Source organism: Ectopseudomonas guguanensis (assembly GCF_900104265.1).
GTDB classification, from domain to species: domain Bacteria; phylum Pseudomonadota; class Gammaproteobacteria; order Pseudomonadales; family Pseudomonadaceae; genus Aquipseudomonas; species Aquipseudomonas guguanensis.
This window is the reverse complement of the sequence record NZ_FNJJ01000007.1, coordinates 130531-147344: the sequence shown is the minus strand read 5'-3', so window position 1 is coordinate 147344 and position 16814 is coordinate 130531. Positions and strand designations below refer to the sequence as shown.

Sequence of the window (16814 nt, the reverse complement as noted above, 5' to 3'; positions counted from 1 at the left end):
ATGCGGGCCTGGATCGGTGCAGGTTCTAACCGGCCTCGGCCCTCTGTTGCAAGGCCACGCCGGCACCCGTCAGACCGGGATACTCGGCCGTCACCAACCACACCGGGACGCCGTCAAGGTAATGGCTCATGCAGCCCTTGTCGCTGAAGCTCTTGGCAAAACCGCTGGCGAGAAAGCGCTCGGCAAAACGCGGCACCACGCCGCCGACGATGTACACACCGCCCCGCGCGCCGAGGGTCAGCACATTGTTGCCGGCAACGCGCCCGAGCCACACGCTGAACTGCTCCAGCACCTCGGCAGCGACCGGATCGCCGGCCAGGCCGGCAGCGGTGATCGCCGCCGGCGTCGCGTGCTGCAGCGGCTGGCCGTCCAGCTCGCACATGGCCCGGTACAGGACCAGAAGGCCATTGCCGCTGAGCACGTCTTCGGCCCGCACGTGACCCAGTTGTCGATAGAGGATCTGCCACAGCTCTGCCTCGCGCGGGCTGCCGATGGGCAGGTCGACATGCCCGCCCTCGCCTGGCAGCACCAGCCAGCGACCATCCGGACGTTCCAGCAGCGTGCCGACGCCCAGACCGGTGCCGGCCCCGATCACCAGCACCGGCCGCTCTGCCTGCGCCTGCCCCGCACACACCGGCATCCGCTCGTGCTCGGCCAGGCGCGTCATGCCCAGGGCCATGGCGGAGAAATCGTTGATCATCAGCAGCTCGTCGGTCTGCAGCGCCGCGCAGAAGGCCGCCCGATCGATGCGCCAATGGTTGTTGGTGAAGCGGAACAGATCGCCGCTGACCGGCCCGGCACAGGCCAGGCATACCGAGCCTATGGCCCCCAGCGGCAGGCCCTGGGCCTGCAGATAGGCGATGATGGCCTGCTCCGGCCCAGGGAAATCGGCGGTCGCCAGGACCTGCACCGCCTCCAGCTGATCGTCACGCCACAGGGCGAAGCGTGCGTTGGTACCACCGATGTCGCCGACCAGAGCCAGTTTCACGTCGACGCCTCCATGGCGAGAGGGCATCGCGCAACGGCTGTCACAGAAGAGAGAGGGGGCATGCTATCGACTCCAAACCCGAATTATTTTTGTAGTTAAGACAACGCGCACCACAATAAACCCGAAAATTACGCCCATCAACCGGAGCAAAGTAGTAATAACAACAATATTTCACCGCACAATGGCACAGGCAGTCGCCACCTCGGCGACGCTCCGTTCAGCCTTCGCCATGACCCCGGACAATATCTGCAGCCCGGCTGCGACCTAGACTCGCACTTTGCATGGGCACCTGGCGAATTTCACCTGCCCCATTGGTCATCCGCACGGAGAGCTGCAGCATGTCACCCGATATCGTCATCGTCGGCGCAGGGCCGGCCGGCCTGTGCCTGGCCCGCGCCCTGTCCGGGCACGGTCTGTCCATCGTCGTGCTGGAGCGTCAGGCCGAGCAGGCCCTGGCCGAACCGGCGTTCGACGGCCGCGAGATCGCCCTCACCCATGGCTCGCAGGCCCTGCTCGAACGCCTCGGCCTGTGGCAGCGCCTGCCCACCGAGGATGTCGCCGTGCTGCGCGACGCTCAGGTGTTCAACGGCCCCTCGCTGTTCGCCCTGAAGATCCGTGCCGAGCAGGCCGGCGCCGAGCGCCTCGGCCATCTGGTGGCCAACCAGGCCATTCGCCGCGCCGCCTACCAGGCCGCAAGCGAATGCGCCGACGTGCAGTTGCTGTGTGAAACCGGCGTGCGCGCCATCGAGCAAAACCAGGGCGAGATGAAGCTGGTGCTTCAGGATGGCCAGGTGCTGCAACCGCGCCTGCTGGTGGCCGCCGACAGCCGCTTCTCCGAAACCCGCCGCCAGCTCGGCATCGGCGCGCAGCTCAAGGACTTCGGCAAGACCATGCTGGTGTGCCGCATGCAGCACGAGCACGACCACCAGCAGGTGGCCTGGGAATGGTTCGGCTACGGCCAGACCCTGGCCCTGCTGCCGCTCAATGGCCGGCAATCCTCGGTGGTGCTGACCCTGCCGCCGCGCGAGATCGAACGCCTGCAGCAACTGGACGCAGCGATCTTCGCCCGCGAGATGGAACGGCGCTTCGAGCGCCGCCTGGGCGCCATGCAGCTGGTCAGCAGCCACCACGCCTATCCGCTGGTAGGTGCCTACGCGCGGCGCATGGTCGGCAACCGCTGCGCCCTGCTCGGCGATGCCGCGGTCGGCATGCATCCGGTCACCGCGCATGGCTTCAACTTCGGCCTGACCGGCGTGCAGTTGCTCAGCGACACGCTGCTCGTCGCGCAGGGCAAGCGCCAGGACATCGGCGCAGGCGCGCCGCTGGCGCACTACGAGCGCCAGTTGCGACTGGCCACCTGGCCGCTGTATCAGGCCACCAACCTGCTGGTGGAGCTGTACACCAGCGATCACCTGCCCGCCCGCCTGCTGCGCGGCGCCGGGCTGCGCGTGGCACAGGGCCTGCTGCCGCTGAGAAAGGGCATCGCCCGGCATCTGACGGCACGAGGCTGAGCTCTCATACCCACTGGTCGTTGCGCTTGCGCTTGACCCGCAGCAGGGTCGGCAGGATCAGACCGAGCAGCAGCCCGGCGCCGGCGATGCTGCCGCCATAGGCCATGTAGCGCATCAGCACCTGTTGCTGCTCCTCTCCCAGTTGCGCCTGGGCGTCGCGCAGCTGCGAGCGGGTACTGGTCAGCTCGGCATCCAGCGCAGCGCGGGCGGCCTGCAATTCGTCGATCAGTGTCTTGCGCGAGTCCAGGGTTTCCTGCATGCCCTGCACGCGCACCTTCCAGGCGTCGTCGATGCCCTTGAGCTCGGCGCTGAGGTCGGCGACCTTCTGCTCCAGTTGCGGCAGACGCTCGGCCTGGCCGGGCACCGATTGCAGGTCGCGGCTGGGAATCCATACCGTGTTGCCGTTGTCGCTGCGCACCTGGCTGTAGTCGCCCTGGGTGCGCAACAGCTCGACTTTCTCCCCCGAGGTCAGGGTGCCGACGATGCGGTAGCCGTCGGTAGGGCCACTGCGCACGTAGGTGTTGAGGCTGTCGCTGACCCAGCGCTGGTTGTTCGGCGCCTCTTCGGCCAGCGCCGGTTGTGCGCCGCCGAGCAGGCCGCCGAGCAGCAGGCAGGCACCGAGGATGCGGGGTTGAAGGGGAGCATGACGAAATAGAAACATGGGGCGATCTTCACGTGGCAATCAGACGAACCCGCAAAACGGGATGAACGTTGCCGGCCAGATGCCGGGGAAAGTGCCCGAGCATGATCCAGGCAGAATCCGCGACGAAGACGCCACACTAACGGCCAATAGCCATCAATTTCTGCCGGAACGGGCCGACAGCAGACAGACATTGCCCGATTGCCCCGAGTTCACTCGGAGCAGGCGAGGCTGATGGACGGAGCGCCGAGTCAGGCGTTGTGGCGCGCGACGAAGGTGCAGAAATCCGCCAGCGGCATCGGCCGCCCCAGCAGATAGCCCTGGAACCGGCTGCAGCCGTTGTCCACCAGAAAGCGCCGCTGCGCCTCGGTTTCCACCCCTTCGGCGATCACCGTCATGCCCATGCTCTGGCCGAGGGCGATCACGGTGCGCACGATGGTTTCGCTGTTGGCATCGGTGAGCACGTCGCAGATGAACGAGCGGTCGATCTTCAGCTTGCTCAGCGGCAGACGCTTGAGGTGGCTGAGGGAGGAAAAGCCGGTGCCGAAATCATCCAGGGAGAAACGCACGCCCTGCTCGACCAGCGCCGTCATCTTGCGCGTCAGGTCCTCGAGATCGTGGACGATCAGGGTTTCGGTCAGTTCCAGCTCCAGGCGCTGGGCATCGATGCCGTGGCGTTCGATCAGGCCGAGGATCTCGGCGACGAAACTGGCCTGGCCGAACTGCTTCTGGCTGATGTTCACCGCCAGGACCAGATCGCGATAGAGCGGGTCATCGCGCCACTGCCGCAACCGCGCGGCCGTCTGCTCCAGCACCCACTGGCCGATGGGGATGATCAACCCGGTGTTCTCGGCGTGATCGATGAACTCGCCGGGCGACAGCAGCCCGCGCTGCGGGTGCTGCCAGCGAATCAGCAACTCGGCACCGGTCACCCGGCCGCTGTCATCGAGCTGTGGCTGGTAGTACAGCACGAACTGCCCCTCGCGCACCGCTGCGCGCAGGTCGCGGTCCAGTTCCGAACGCTCGGCGGTGTCGCTTTGCAGGATGTGCAGGAGCACGAAGAACAGCGCCATGGCGACCAGCCCCTGCAACCAGGAGCCGGTGATGCGCACCTCATCGGGCAGCGCGTAGAGATCGGTTGGTCGCCAGTTCGACGCAGCCAGGGCGACGAACAGCAGCAGGCAGAACAGGGACATGCCATAGCGCAGCCACAGGTGCTCGTCACGAAAGGCCATCAGCGCGCCCACGGCCACCGGCAGCAGGTACAGGTGCGTCGCCCGCGGCGCGGCAGGCGTCGACGGGTCGAGCAGCAGCGTCGAGGCGACGACAATCAGGATCAGCGCACCGAACAGGATCAGATTGGCGGCACGCGCCCGGTTGCGCAGGGTCAGCCCGAACACGGCAAGACCGCTGCAGATGATGGTCACGTCCATCACCACGATGGCCCAGTAGCCTCGCGAGGAAAAGAACAGCCCCCAAAACAGCCCCATCGCCACCATGACCAGGCTCGCCAGCATGCGCATGCGGCGCTCGCGACGCTGGCCGACCAGCGCAAGGTCAGCACCATGCCAGAGTTGGCGAACGCGCCTGCTGAAGGTCGAGAGTGATGGCATGGTGAAATCCTGATTCGATCACTTCATTCTTGAAGCTGCCTGGCCGAATGCAAGTTTGCCGCGCAGCTTTTGCCGGGCCGTTGCCAGCCCGGCGCGCCGAACAGCGGTTCACCGGTTGGTGATCAATGCGGCCAGTGGGCGTCGCTGGCCAGGCGCTCGGCGATGAAGTCCAGCAGCAGGCGCATGGCCGGCAGCATCTGCCTGCGCGTACCGTACAGGGCGTGAATGCCCAGTTGCGGCGGCCGATAGTCCGTCAGCAGAGGCACCAGGCGCCCTTCGCGCAACAGGCCGTCCACCGAATACAGCGGCTGCAGGCTGATGCCGGCGCCCGCCAGGGTGGCCTCCAGCAGCACCATCGACTCATTGGCGCTGAGGCTGCCGGACACCGACACCGCGCTGAGCTCGCCCTGGTGTTCGAACTCCCAGAGGCTGCGACCGAAATAGGCGTAGGCCAGGCAGTTGTGCCGCGCCAGATCCTGCGGGCGCTGTGGCGTACCGTGCCGGGCCAGGTAGTCCGGGCTGGCGCAGACCACCGAGCGGCAGGCAGCCAGGCGCCGGGCGATCAGATTGGGGTCGAGCTGATTGGTGATGCGCAGCGCCAGGTCGATGCGCGCCTCCACCAGGTTGACGGCCTCGCTGCCCACCAGCAGGTCGACGCTGACCTGCGGGTAGCGCCGGGTGAAGTCGTGCAGCGCATGCACCAGCCAGGCCTGGGCGAAGGACTGGCTGCAGGTGATACGCAGGGTGCCACGCGGCGTGTCGTCCAGGCCCTGGCCGAGGGCCTGCATGCGCTCGGCCAGCGCCAGCATCTCGCGGCACTGCGGCAGCATCTGCTCACCGGCCGCGGTCAGGCTCAGGCGCCGCGTGCTGCGGTGCAGCAGGCGCACGCCGGCCCAGCCTTCCAGCTCGGCGAGGTAACGCGAAACCATCGCCCGCGACATGTCCAGGGCCTCGGCCGCTGCGGTCTGGCTGCCGCGCTCCAGCACCTCGACGAAGACCTGTGCTGCTGTCAGTCGATCCATATTCGCTCGATTCACGCAATTAACCTGGCCAGGTTAAGCGGCTTTTCGCTCGACTGGTAGTGCATAAGATGCGCGCTCCCTACCAGTCTGGAGATCGCCATGTCCTTCGCCACCCGTTTCATCGCCGGCCTCGGCCTGCTTGCTGCCGCCGGCAGCGTCCTCGCCCAACACTTGACCCTGGACACCTACAACCCGCGCGAAGCCGCGGTGTTCCCGGTCAGCTCGACCCTGATCAGCGGCGAGAAGGACGCGATCCTGGTGGATGCGCAGTTCTCCAACCACGAGGCGCAGGCGCTGGTCGAGCGCATCCGCGCCAGCGGCAAACGCCTGACCACCATCTTCATCAGCCATGGCGACCCGGACTTCCATTTCGGCCTCGACGTGCTCACCCGCGCCTTTCCCGAGGCCAAGGTATTGGCCACCCCGGCCACTGTCGCCTACATCGAGAAGAGCCGCGCGCCCAAGCTGGCCTACTGGGGGCCGATCCTGAAAGACAGCGCGCCGGCGCGCACCCTGGTTCCCGAAGCGCTGGCGGGCAATCTGCTGGAGCTGGAAGGCCAGCGCATCGAAGTGGTCGGCCATGACCCGCAGCACACCAGCCTGTGGATTCCCGCCATCCGGGCCGTGGTCGGCGGCGTGCTGACCAGCGCCAACATCCACCTGTGGGTCGCCGACGCACAAAGTGTCGAAGCCCGGCAGAGCTGGCTCAAATCCCTGGACGAACTCGAAGCCCTGCAACCGGACACCCTGGTGCCGGGCCACTACCTCGGCGAGCCGGCGATGGACCTGAGCGACCTGCGCTTTACCCGCGATTACCTGCAGGCCCTGGAAGTGGAGCTGGCCAAAGCCAGGGACGCCCAGGCGCTGATCGCGGCGATGAAGGCGCGCTATCCGCAGCTGCTCGACGACAGCAGCCTGGAGCTCAGCGCCAAGGTGCTCAAGGGGGAAATGCAATGGCCGTAAGCCGCCGGGGCGGGGTTGATGGTGCCGGCACGCTTGCCGAGGCGCAGGGCCAGCTTCTGCTCTGCTGACCCAGATTCGTCCTCGGACGCCCGGCAGGATTCTTCTGCCGGGCGTTTTCATTCGCGCCACGAAAAAACCTGTACAGGCTGCACAAGCAGGAGCATGACGCAGCAGTCATTGCACGAACGTACGTGAAAGGGCTTGCAAAGCGACTCAATCAGCTATACAAAAACTGTACATCAATTAACGCTTGTACAGTTTTAGGGTAAATCGCCATGCCGTCCTACCGTGCTCCGCTGCGTGACATGCGCTTCGTGTTCGAAGAACTGCTCGATGCCTACAGCGTGCTGCAGACGCTGCCCGACCAACGCGAGTTCACCGCCGATCTGGGCGGTGCGATCCTCGAAGAGGCAGCCAAGCTCGCCGAAAACGTCCTCGCTCCGCTCAACGGCCCCGGCGACAAGCAAGGCTGCCAATATGACCCGAGCACCCATGCGGTGCGCACCCCGGACGGCTTCAAGGCCGCCTACCGGCAATTCGCCGAGGGGGGCTGGACGGCCCTGGCCTGCACGCCGCAATTCGGCGGGCAGGGCCTGCCGCATGTCCTCAACATGCTGGTGGAGGAAATGACCTGCTCGGCCAACCTGTCGCTGGGCATGTACCCCGGCCTGACCCATGGCGCGATCAACGCCCTGACCAGCCATGGCACGCCCGAGCAGCAGGAGAAGTACCTGCCGCGCCTGATCAGCGGCGAGTGGACCGGCACCATGTGCCTGACCGAGCCGCAGTGCGGCACCGACCTCGGGCTGATCCGCACCCGCGCCGTGCCGCAGGCCGATGGCAGCTACGCGATCACCGGCACCAAGATCTGGATCACAGGCGGCGAGCACGACCTGGTGGACAACATCGTTCACCTGGTGCTGGCCAAGCTGCCGGATGCACCGGACAGCGTGAAGGGCATCTCCCTGTTCCTGGTGCCCAAGGTGCTGGAAGACGGCAGCCGCAACCCGGTGTTCTGTGGCGGCCTGGAACACAAGATGGGCATCAAGGGGTCGGCCACCTGCGTGATGAACTTCGAAGGGGCCAGGGGCTGGCTGATCGGCGAACCGAACAAGGGCCTGAGCTGCATGTTCACCATGATGAACTCGGCGCGCCTGATGGTTGGCATGCAGGGCCTGGGCGTCGCCGAAAGCGCCTACCAGATCGCCCTGGGCTTCGCCCGCGAACGCCTGCAGAGCCGCTCGATTTCCGGCCCCAAGGCGGCCGACAAGCCGGCCGACCCGATCCTCGTGCACCCGGACGTGCGCCGCATGCTGCTACGCCAGAAGGTGATGATCGAAGGCTGCCGCGCCCTCGCCTACTTCGCCGGCCTGCAGCAGGACATCGCCCACGGCGCCGAGGATGCCGAAACCCGCACCCGTGCCGACGACCTGGTGCAGCTGCTCACTCCAGTGGTCAAGGCCTTCCTCACCGATGAAGGCTTCACCTGCGCCAACGAAGGCCTGCAGGTGCTCGGCGGCTCGGGCTTTACCGAAGACTGGGGCATCGAGCAGCTGGTGCGCGACAGCCGCATCACCCGCATCTACGAAGGCACCAACGGCATCCAGGCGCTGGATCTGGTGGGCCGCAAGCTGTCGCTGGGCGGCGGCCGCGCGGTACGTGCGTTCTTCGCCCTGGTCGACGGCTGGCTCAAGAGCAACGCCGAGGCTCCGCACGCCGCGGCCGTCACCCAGGCGCTGAGACAACTGCAACAGGCCACCCTGTGGCTGGCCAGCGAAGGCAGCAAGGACCCGGAGCAGGCCGCCGCGGCGGCAACGCCCTACCTGCGCTTGTTCGGGCTGACCAGCCTGGCCTGGCTGTGGTCGCAACAGGCCCAGCTGGCGCAGCGCCAGCTGGATGCCGGCAGCGCGGAAACGCAGTTCTATAGCGCCAAGCTCAAGTCCGCGGACTTCTTCATGGCTCGCATCCTGCCGGAAACCGACGCCCTGCTCGGCGAGATCAAGGCGGGCAAGGCGACGCTGATGGCCTTCACTGACGAGGAATTCGCCGCCTGAGGGCAGGCGGCGCTGACAAGCTGCGCAATCCGACAACTCCCTTCTCCCCTTTTTGGTTGTCGGATCTTTTTATTCGCTACCCGCGGCCAGATACCGGCCGCGGTCTTTGCAAACGGTGGAGAATGCCCAATGGCCGCGCTGACATCGCGTCTCTGTTCGACCCTCCTGCTGGCGCTGCTGCTGGCCTGCGCCCAGGCACAGGCCGATAGCCAGGCCGGCTGGCGGGAACGCCTGCCACAGGCCAGCCTGATCGGCAGCGGCGACTTCAGCTGGTTCGGCTTCTCGGTCTACAACGCCAGGCTGTGGAGCCCGGCGCAGCAGGTGGACTTCTCGCAGCCCTTCGCCCTGGAACTGACCTACCGCCGCAACATCAGCCGGGACACGCTGGTCGACACCAGCCTCGACGAGATTCGCCGAATCAACGGCCAGCCACTGGACCGCGAGCAGCAGGAAACCTGGGCGCAGCAGATGCGCCAGGCCTTCGTCGACGTCAAGGACGGCACCCGCATCACCGGCGTGTTCCTGCCCGAGGAAGGTTGCCGCTTCTACGTCGACGGCAAGCTGCAGCACGTCATCGACGACCCCGAGTTCGCCCGCGCCTTCTTCTCCATCTGGCTCGACCCGCAAACCCGCAGCCCGAAACTGCGCGCGGCGCTGCTCGGCCTTAACCAATGAGGTATGCCATGAAAGCCCTGCTGATCCTGCTGACCAGCCTGATGCTGGTCAGCTGCGGCCAGGTCCCGGTGGAACGCTACGCCAACGAGAAACCCGTACTGGACCTGCCCACCTACTTCTCCGGTCCGGTGCAGGCCTGGGGCATGTTCCAGGATCGCTCGGGCGAGGTGATCAAACGCTTCCATGTCGATATCCAGAGCCGCCGCGAGGGCGACAAGCTGATCCTCGACGAGCGTTTCCTGTACAGCGACGGCACCCGCCAGCGCCGGGTCTGGACACTCACCCCGGATGGCCCCGGCCGCTGGCTCGGCACCGCCGACGACGTGGTCGGCCAGGCCGTCGGTGAAGTGGCCGGCAATGCCTTGCGCTGGCGCTATCACCTCAACCTGCCGGTGGACGACAACACCTACGTGGTCTACTTCGACGACTGGATGTACCTGATGGACGACGACACGATGATCAACCGCTCGGTCATGAGCAAGTTCGGCATCGAGCTCGGCCAGGTCACCCTGTTCTTCCGCCGCGGCGCGGCGCAGCCATGAGCGAAGCGCTGACGCTGACCAGCTTCGGCAGCGGCTACAAGGCACTGGTGATCGGCGCCAGCGGAGCCATCGGCCAGGCCTTCTGCCAGCTGCTGCGCGCCGATGCGGGCTGTTCCAGCGTGCGCGAACTGAGCCGCGCCAGCTCACCGGCGCTGGACCTGGAAGACCCCACCAGCATCGCCGCGGCCGCCACCGCGCTGGCCGAGCACGGCCCGTACCAACTCATCCTGCATGCCGCCGGGCTGCTGCATCGCCCCGGCATCGCGCCGGAAAAGAGCCTGGCTGCCATCGAGGCCGATGCCCTGCAGGCGGTATTTCAGGTCAACGCGCTGGGCCCGGCGCTGGTGCTGCGCCACTTCCTGCCCCTGCTCGACAGACAGGGCGCCATGGCCATGCTCTCGGCCAAGGTCGGCAGCATCGGCGACAACCGCCTCGGTGGCTGGTACGCCTACCGCGCCTCCAAGGCGGCGCTGAACATGCTGATCAGGACCGCCGCCATCGAACTGGCGCGCAGCAAGCCCAAGGCGCGCCTGCTCGCCCTGCATCCGGGCACGGTGATCTCACCCCTGTCGCAGCCATTTCGCGGCGCCGCGGCCGCACGCCCGGCAGAGCAGGCGGCGGCCGAAATGCTGCGGGTGATCGACAGCCTCGGCCCCGAGCACAGCGGCAGCTTCCATGCCTACGATGGGCAGCAGTTGCCCTGGTAGGGGCTGATCACAGCCCACCGAACAGATCGAAGGAATCGAGCAGGCGCCAGGCGATTTCCGGCTTCTTCTCCATGGCCCGGCGAATCGCCGCCGGAATGCTCTGCCGGGTCTTGCGGCACAGCCCCGGGTGGGTATCGAAGTGCATATGAATGCCGCGCATGCTGCGTACCTCGCCATGGCTCGGCTCGATCTGCAGGCGAATACCCAGTTGCTCGAACATGCGTTGCTGCATGCGCTCGAGGTCTTCCAGGCTCTGCAGGTTCTCCAGGCGTTCGAGCAGGCGCTGCTCCTCGTTGCGGGTCAGCAACAGCACACGCGTGTCGGCACCCGGCCGCTCCAGCAGCTCGTCACGCTGGCAGTCGCAGGCGCCCGGCGGGCAGGGATTGCGTAGGGGAAGCGGTGAATTCATGGCCCTGATCATAGCCATAGCCGCGTGCGCTGCCCATCCATCCCATCGCTTGGCTTGCCTGGCCGGCAGACTCCGTTAAGCTCACCTCATTTTCCCCCGATGCAAGGATGAACACCATGCTGCGCCTCACCACGTTCGCCGCTGGCCTGCTGCTCTCGGCCAACGTTTTCGCCCTGTCCCTCGCCGACCTGAGCCAGAAGGACGCCAGCGGCGGCCTCAAGGATGCGCTGATCCAGGGCGCCCAGGTGGCCGTCAAGCAACTGGGCACGCCCGGCGGCTTCAGCAACAACCCGGACGTGCGCATCGAGCTGCCGGGCAAACTCGGCAAAGCCGCCAAGACCATGAAGATGATGGGCATGGGCGCTCAGGTCGATCAGCTCGAAGCGAGCATGAACAAGGCGGCCGAGGCGGCCGTACCGCAGGCCCAGGCGCTGCTGGTCGACGCGGTGAAGAAGATGACCGTGGCCGACGCCAAGGCGATTCTCGGCGGCCCGCAGGACTCGGCCACGCAGTATCTGAACAAGAGCAGCCGCGAGCAGATTCGCGCCAAGTTCCTGCCCATCGTCAAGCAGGCCACCGACCAGGTCGGCCTGGCCCAGCAGTACAACGCCTTCGCCGGCCAGGCCGCCAGCTTCGGCGTGGTCGACGCCAAGAGCAGCACGGTGGAAAGCTACGTGACCGAGCAGGCCCTCGACGGCCTGTTCGAGATGATCGCCAGACAGGAAGCGAGCATTCGCCAGAACCCGGCCGGTGCCGCCACCAGCCTGGCGAAGAAGGTGTTCGGCGCGCTGTGACACGACTGCCGCGCTGGCTGGCGGCGCGGCGTTTTCTTGGCTCAGGGCAGGCAGAGTCGGTCCTGCGCCGGGCGGGCGAACAGGAAACCCTGCATGTAGCGAATGCCCAGCTCCCGCAGGGCGTCGCGCTCCCCCGCCGTCTCGATGCCCTCGGCGATGATGCAGATGTTCAGCCGCCTGGCCACCAGCACGATGCCGGCCACGATCGCCTGGCGCACCGGGTCCTGATCGATGCCACGGGTAAGCGCCATGTCCAGCTTGAGCACGTGCGGCTGGAATTCGGCCAGCAGGTTGAGCCCGGAATAGCCGGCACCGAAATCGTCGATGGCGGTGGTGAAACCCTGCTTGCCGTACTCGGCGAAGATCCGCTTGAGGTGCTCGGCGTCGTGGATCTGCTCGCCCTCGGTCACCTCGAACATCAGCCTCTCGCGCGGAAACTCGAAGCGCTGCGCCGCCTCCAGCGTGGCGCGGATGCAGGTCTCGGCGCGATAGACGGCGTTGGGCAGGAAATTGATGCTGAGCAGGCAGTCGGACAGGTCGAGCAGACCGAGCTGCGTCGCCTGTTCGATGGCCTTGACCCGGCAGGCCTGGTCGAAACGATAGCGGTTGCCATCGTTGACCCGGCCCAGCACTTCGGCGGCGGACTCGCCGTTGCGGCCCCGAACCAGGGCCTCATACGCGAAAGGCCGGCGCTCCTCGATGTCGACGATCAACTGAAAGGCCATGGTGAAATCGAACCCCAGGGCCTCGACATTGCGGCATTCGGCACAGCCCACGGCCCGGAAAGGCTGGGGAAAGATGCTTGAGCTATTCATCGGCGCTTCCTTAAGAACAAGGCTCGGGAGCCTCCCTGCTGTCAGCCTAGTCAAAATCGGAACGAGGCGACCTGTTTTTCCAGGGACACGGCCAGCTGCTGCAGCCCCTGCGCCGTGCGCGAGGTGTCGGCCACCGCCTCGCTGTTCTGCATCGACATCTGCGCGATGCGCTCGACGTTGCGCGCCACGTCCTGGCTGGCCACGGTCTGCTCGCGCAGGGCCAGGGAAATCTGATCGACCACGTCGACCACGCGCCCGGAGGCCTGACGAATGGCGACGATGGCATCGCCAGCCTGGCTGGCCTGCTCCACGCCACCGTTGACCTGCTGCACGCCGATTTCCATGTTGCTTACCGCATTGCGCGTTCCCAGCTGAATCTTCTTGATCATCTCGGTGATCTCCTGGGTCGAGTTGGCGGTGCGCTGCGCCAGCAGGCGCACTTCATCGGCCACCACGGCAAACCCCCGCCCCTGCTCGCCGGCCCGCGCCGCCTCGATGGCCGCGTTGAGCGCCAGCAGGTTGGTCTGGTCGGCGATTTCCTTGATCACGTTGACGATCGAGGAGATCTGGTCCGAGTGCTGACCGAGCTCGGCGATCTGCGCCGCCGCGCCCTGCACGGTATCGGCGATGCGCTGCATGCTGCCGAGGGTTTCCTGGATCACCGCGCCGCCCTCGGCCGACTGCCGGCCCGAGTCGCTGGACAGGCCGTGCGCCTCGTTGGCGTTGTCGGCGACATGGTTGATGCTCACGGTCAGTTCCTCCACCGTCGCCGCCATGCTCGAGGCCGCCTGCGACTGCTCCTGGGTGGACACCGACAGCTGGGTGGAGGCGCTGGAAATGTTCTGCGCCGCCTCGACCAGTTGCCCGGCACCGGCACGAATCTGCCCGATCATTTCGCGCAGGCGTTGCTGCATGGTGGCGAAGGCATCGAGTAGCACACCGATCTCGTCACGCCCGGCCCGCTCGATATTCGAGTCGAGACGCCCTTGGGCGACGCTGCGCGCCACTTCGACGACCTGCTGCAGACGCCCGGCGATGCTGCGCGAGAGCAGGAAGGCAACGCTGATGGCCAGTACCGTGGCGAGCAGGCCACCTACCAGCAGAATCACCAGCGACAGCGACTTGGCGTCGTTCATCGAGGTGGTGCGCTGCTCCAGCAGTCCACGTTCTTCGGCCTGCACCTCGCCCAGCAGGCGGCGCATGGCGTCCATCTTGACCTTGGCATTACCCGCCGCCACCTGCTCGATCAGCGCATCGAAGCTCTGCGCGCCGGCGGCCACCTGGCGACGCAGCTCGAGGAGGCTGTTGATGTCTTCGCGCAGCCATTGCTCGTACACGCTCTGCAGTTCGGCGAAGCGGCGCTGTTGAGCGGGGTTGTCGCGGGTGAGCTGGCGCAGGTCGGCCAGGTGTACTTCGAAGTCCTTCTGCCCAGCTCGCAGGGGCTCGAGGAACTGGTCCCGCCCGGTGATCGCGAAACCGCGCGCGCCGGTTTCGATATTGATCAGGCTGGCCAGCAGATCGGTCGATTCGATGATCACGTCATAGGTGTGGATATTCAGCCGTACCGACCGCTCGACCTGACCGAAACCACGCCAGGTCGACAGTACCAGCACCAGGATGATCAGCAGCACGACACCGAAACCCGAGTACAGCTTCTGGGAGATGTTGAGATTGGCAAACATGAGGGAAACCTCTGACTCGGCAAGGAGCGGATAGGGGTGCGTCATTCGACCGCACATCTGGCACCAAGCCATTATGCATATCAATACAACAGTTGTACAAATAAATTTTCATGTACAACTTTTCACATCCAGGCGCCCTAAACGAAAACCCCGCCGGGCTTTTGGCCGGGCGGGGCTTTCGCGGTGCCGTTGCCGATCAGGCGCAGGCGGCTTGCATCTGGCGATGCGTATCGATGAGGTGCTGCACCACGCCGGGATCGGCCAGCGTGGAGATGTCGCCGAGTGCGTCGTATTCGGCGGTGGCGATCTTGCGCAGGATACGGCGCATGATCTTGCCCGAGCGGGTCTTCGGCAGGCCCGGGGCCCACTGGATCACGTCCGGCGTGGCGATCGGACCGATCTCCTTGCGCACCCAGTTGCGCAGTTCCTGGCGCAGCTGCTCGGAGGACTCCTCGCCGGCGTTCAGGGTGACGTAGACATAGATGCCCTGCCCCTTGATGTCGTGCGGTACGCCGACCACTGCGGCCTCGGCCACTTTCGGGTGGGCGACCATGGCGCTCTCGATCTCGGCAGTGCCCATGCGGTGGCCGGAAACGTTGAGCACGTCGTCGACGCGACCGGTGATCCACCAGTAGCCGTCTTCGTCGCGGCGCGCGCCGTCACCGGTGAAGTACATGCCCTTGAAGGTCTTGAAGTAGGTATCGACGAAGCGGTCGTGGTCGCCGTACAGGGTACGCGCCTGACCCGGCCAGGAATCGATGATCACCAGGTTGCCTTCGGCCGGCCCCTCGATGATGTTGCCCAGGTTGTCCACCAGCGCCGGCTGTACGCCAAAGAAAGGACGCGCGGCGGAGCCCGGCTTCATCGGGTGGGCACCCGGCAGCGGGGTCATCAGGCAGGCACCGGTTTCGGTCTGCCACCAGGTATCGACGATCGGGCAACGGCTCTGACCGACGTTCTCGTAATACCACTGCCAGGCTTCCGGGTTGATCGGCTCGCCGACCGAACCCAGCAGGCGCAGGCTGGAGCCGTCGGCGCCGGCCACGGCAGCCTTGCCTTCGGCCATCATGGCGCGGATGGCGGTCGGGGCGGTATAGAGGATGTTGACCTTGTGCTTGTCGATGATCTTGGCCACGCGGGTGACGTCCGGGTAGTTCGGTACGCCTTCGAACATCACGGTGGTGGCGCCGTTGGCCAGCGGTCCGTAGATCAGGTAGGTGTGGCCGGTGACCCAGCCGATGTCGGCGGTGCACCAGAAGACCTCGCCCGGCCGGTAGTCGAACACGCGCTCATGGGTCAGCGAGGCGTACACCAGGTAGCCGCCGGTGGTGTGCAGCACGCCCTTCGGCTTGCCGGTGGAACCGGAGGTGTAGAGGATGAACAGGGCTTCCTCGGCGCCCATTTCCTTCGGCGCGCAGGCGCTGCCGGCGACCTTCATCAGGTCTTCGTACCAGATGTCGCGATGCTGGTTCCACTTGATCTCGGACCCGGTGCGCTGGACCACGATGACCTTCTGCACGCTGTGGGTTTCCGGGTTGGTCAGCGCGTCGTCGACGTTGGCCTTCAGCGCCACCTTCTTGCCGCCGCGCACGCCCTCGTCGGCGGTGATCACCACCTTGGACTGGCAGTCGATGATGCGGCCGGCCAGGGCTTCCGGGGAGAAGCCGCCGAATACTACCGAGTGGATAGCGCCGATACGGGCGCAGGCCAGCATGGCCACTGCCGCTTCGGGAATCATCGGCATGTAGATGGTCACCACGTCGCCGCGGTGGATGTCCTGACCACGCAGGGCGTTGGCGAACTTGCACACCTGCTCGTGCAGCTCACGGTAGGTGATTTCCCTGTGCTCGGACGGGTCGTCGCCTTCCCAGATGATGGCGATCTGATCGCCGCGCTCTTCCAGATGACGGTCGAGGCAGTTGTAGGAGACGTTCAGGGTGCCGTCGGCGTACCACTTGATATCGACGTGGTGATCGTCGAAGGAGGTCTGCTTGACCTTGGTGTAGGGCTTGATCCAGTCGATGCGCTTGCCCTGCTCGCGCCAGAAACCCTCGGGGTTGACTACCGACTGTTGGTACATGGCCTTGTAGGTGGCCTCGTCAGTGAGGGTCCGTGCGGCCACCTCGGGACGCACAGGGTAAAGAGACGCAGCACTCATGGAATCACCTCGGCGGGTAGTTGTTTTTGTATGGTGCCTTTTGTATCCCCCGACCCTTCGTGAGGCCATTCGACCATGGTCTTACCACTCTAAGACCATGGTCTTGCAACAGTTTCCGGCGCATGCCGAGCCAATTCGGCAGCGCCAGGGATATGTCGACAGGACGCAAAAACCCGGCACTAGGCCGTAATGCTGTTCACATAAGAAACAGTGGACCGCGATCAGTCCCCTCGCCCCTCCG

General features: G+C 65.8%; 15 protein-coding genes. 7 read left to right on the top strand and 8 right to left on the bottom strand.

Annotated elements, in window-relative coordinates; translation table 11 throughout:
* Nucleotides 1–25 precede the first annotated feature (25 nt).
* Nucleotides 26–988: a glucokinase gene (locus BLS61_RS12075; protein WP_090431138.1), complete on the bottom strand. Its 963-nt coding sequence runs from the start codon at nucleotides 986–988 to the stop codon at nucleotides 26–28.
* Nucleotides 989–1326: 338 nt separating this feature from the next.
* Here BLS61_RS12075 and ubiM point away from each other — a divergent pair, with 338 nt between their 5' ends.
* Complete coding sequence (gene ubiM / locus BLS61_RS12070) at nucleotides 1327–2499, top strand: 5-demethoxyubiquinol-8 5-hydroxylase UbiM (RefSeq protein ID WP_090431136.1); 1173 nt, start codon at nucleotides 1327–1329, stop codon at nucleotides 2497–2499.
* Between the two features lie 4 nt (nucleotides 2500–2503).
* Here the strand turns inward: ubiM and BLS61_RS12065 are convergent, their stop codons facing one another.
* The 3 genes from BLS61_RS12065 to BLS61_RS12055 all read right to left on the bottom strand — a co-directional run bounded on the left by BLS61_RS12065 (nucleotide 2504) and on the right by BLS61_RS12055 (nucleotide 5774).
* Complete coding sequence (locus tag BLS61_RS12065; RefSeq protein ID WP_090431134.1) at nucleotides 2504–3160, bottom strand: TIGR04211 family SH3 domain-containing protein; 657 nt, start codon at nucleotides 3158–3160, stop codon at nucleotides 2504–2506.
* 230 nt (nucleotides 3161–3390) lie between these two features.
* Nucleotides 3391–4752 carry a putative bifunctional diguanylate cyclase/phosphodiesterase gene (locus BLS61_RS12060; protein WP_090431132.1) on the bottom strand — a complete coding sequence of 454 codons (1362 nt, stop codon included), beginning with the start codon at nucleotides 4750–4752 and terminating at the stop codon, nucleotides 3391–3393.
* Between the two features lie 122 nt (nucleotides 4753–4874).
* Nucleotides 4875–5774: a LysR family transcriptional regulator gene (locus tag BLS61_RS12055; RefSeq protein WP_090431130.1), complete on the bottom strand. Its 900-nt coding sequence runs from the start codon at nucleotides 5772–5774 to the stop codon at nucleotides 4875–4877.
* Nucleotides 5775–5873: 99 nt separating this feature from the next.
* Between BLS61_RS12055 and BLS61_RS12050 the strand changes: the two genes are divergently transcribed.
* The 5 genes from BLS61_RS12050 to BLS61_RS12030 all read left to right on the top strand — a co-directional run bounded on the left by BLS61_RS12050 (nucleotide 5874) and on the right by BLS61_RS12030 (nucleotide 10715).
* Nucleotides 5874–6737, top strand: coding sequence for an MBL fold metallo-hydrolase (locus BLS61_RS12050; RefSeq protein ID WP_090431128.1), 864 nt, complete (start codon nucleotides 5874–5876; stop codon nucleotides 6735–6737).
* 275 nt (nucleotides 6738–7012) lie between these two features.
* Entirely contained in the window at nucleotides 7013–8791 is a 1779-nt protein-coding gene (locus BLS61_RS12045; RefSeq protein ID WP_090431126.1) for an acyl-CoA dehydrogenase C-terminal domain-containing protein, read from the top strand.
* A 129-nt stretch (nucleotides 8792–8920) separates the two neighbouring features.
* Nucleotides 8921–9466 (top strand): chalcone isomerase family protein, encoded by a 546-nt coding sequence (locus BLS61_RS12040; protein ID WP_090431124.1) that lies wholly within the window; start codon nucleotides 8921–8923, stop codon nucleotides 9464–9466.
* Nucleotides 9467–9474: 8 nt separating this feature from the next.
* Nucleotides 9475–10008 (top strand): DUF3833 domain-containing protein, encoded by a 534-nt coding sequence (locus tag BLS61_RS12035; RefSeq protein ID WP_090431122.1) that lies wholly within the window; start codon nucleotides 9475–9477, stop codon nucleotides 10006–10008.
* Nucleotides 10005–10715 carry an SDR family NAD(P)-dependent oxidoreductase gene (locus tag BLS61_RS12030; RefSeq protein WP_090431120.1) on the top strand — a complete coding sequence of 237 codons (711 nt, stop codon included), beginning with the start codon at nucleotides 10005–10007 and terminating at the stop codon, nucleotides 10713–10715. The genes BLS61_RS12035 and BLS61_RS12030 overlap by 4 nt, the downstream gene beginning before the upstream one ends.
* A gap of 7 nt (nucleotides 10716–10722) precedes the next feature.
* Here the strand turns inward: BLS61_RS12030 and BLS61_RS12025 are convergent, their stop codons facing one another.
* Nucleotides 10723–11124: a hypothetical protein gene (locus BLS61_RS12025; RefSeq protein WP_090431371.1), complete on the bottom strand. Its 402-nt coding sequence runs from the start codon at nucleotides 11122–11124 to the stop codon at nucleotides 10723–10725.
* A 116-nt stretch (nucleotides 11125–11240) separates the two neighbouring features.
* Here BLS61_RS12025 and BLS61_RS12020 point away from each other — a divergent pair, with 116 nt between their 5' ends.
* On the top strand, nucleotides 11241–11918 hold the full coding sequence (locus BLS61_RS12020) for a DUF4197 domain-containing protein (RefSeq protein ID WP_090431118.1): 678 nt from the start codon (nucleotides 11241–11243) through the stop codon (nucleotides 11916–11918).
* Between the two features lie 41 nt (nucleotides 11919–11959).
* Here BLS61_RS12020 and BLS61_RS12015 read toward each other — a convergent pair whose 3' ends face one another.
* From BLS61_RS12015 to acs, 3 genes are all read right to left on the bottom strand, one after another.
* The gene (locus BLS61_RS12015; RefSeq protein ID WP_090431116.1) at nucleotides 11960–12733 is read right to left on the bottom strand and encodes an EAL domain-containing protein; all 774 of its coding nucleotides are present in this window, start codon (nucleotides 12731–12733) and stop codon (nucleotides 11960–11962) included.
* Nucleotides 12734–12783: 50 nt separating this feature from the next.
* Complete coding sequence (locus tag BLS61_RS12010; RefSeq protein ID WP_090431114.1) at nucleotides 12784–14415, bottom strand: methyl-accepting chemotaxis protein; 1632 nt, start codon at nucleotides 14413–14415, stop codon at nucleotides 12784–12786.
* Between the two features lie 196 nt (nucleotides 14416–14611).
* Nucleotides 14612–16573: an acetate--CoA ligase gene (gene acs, locus BLS61_RS12005; protein ID WP_090431112.1), complete on the bottom strand. Its 1962-nt coding sequence runs from the start codon at nucleotides 16571–16573 to the stop codon at nucleotides 14612–14614.
* Between the last annotated feature and the right edge of the window lie 241 nt (nucleotides 16574–16814).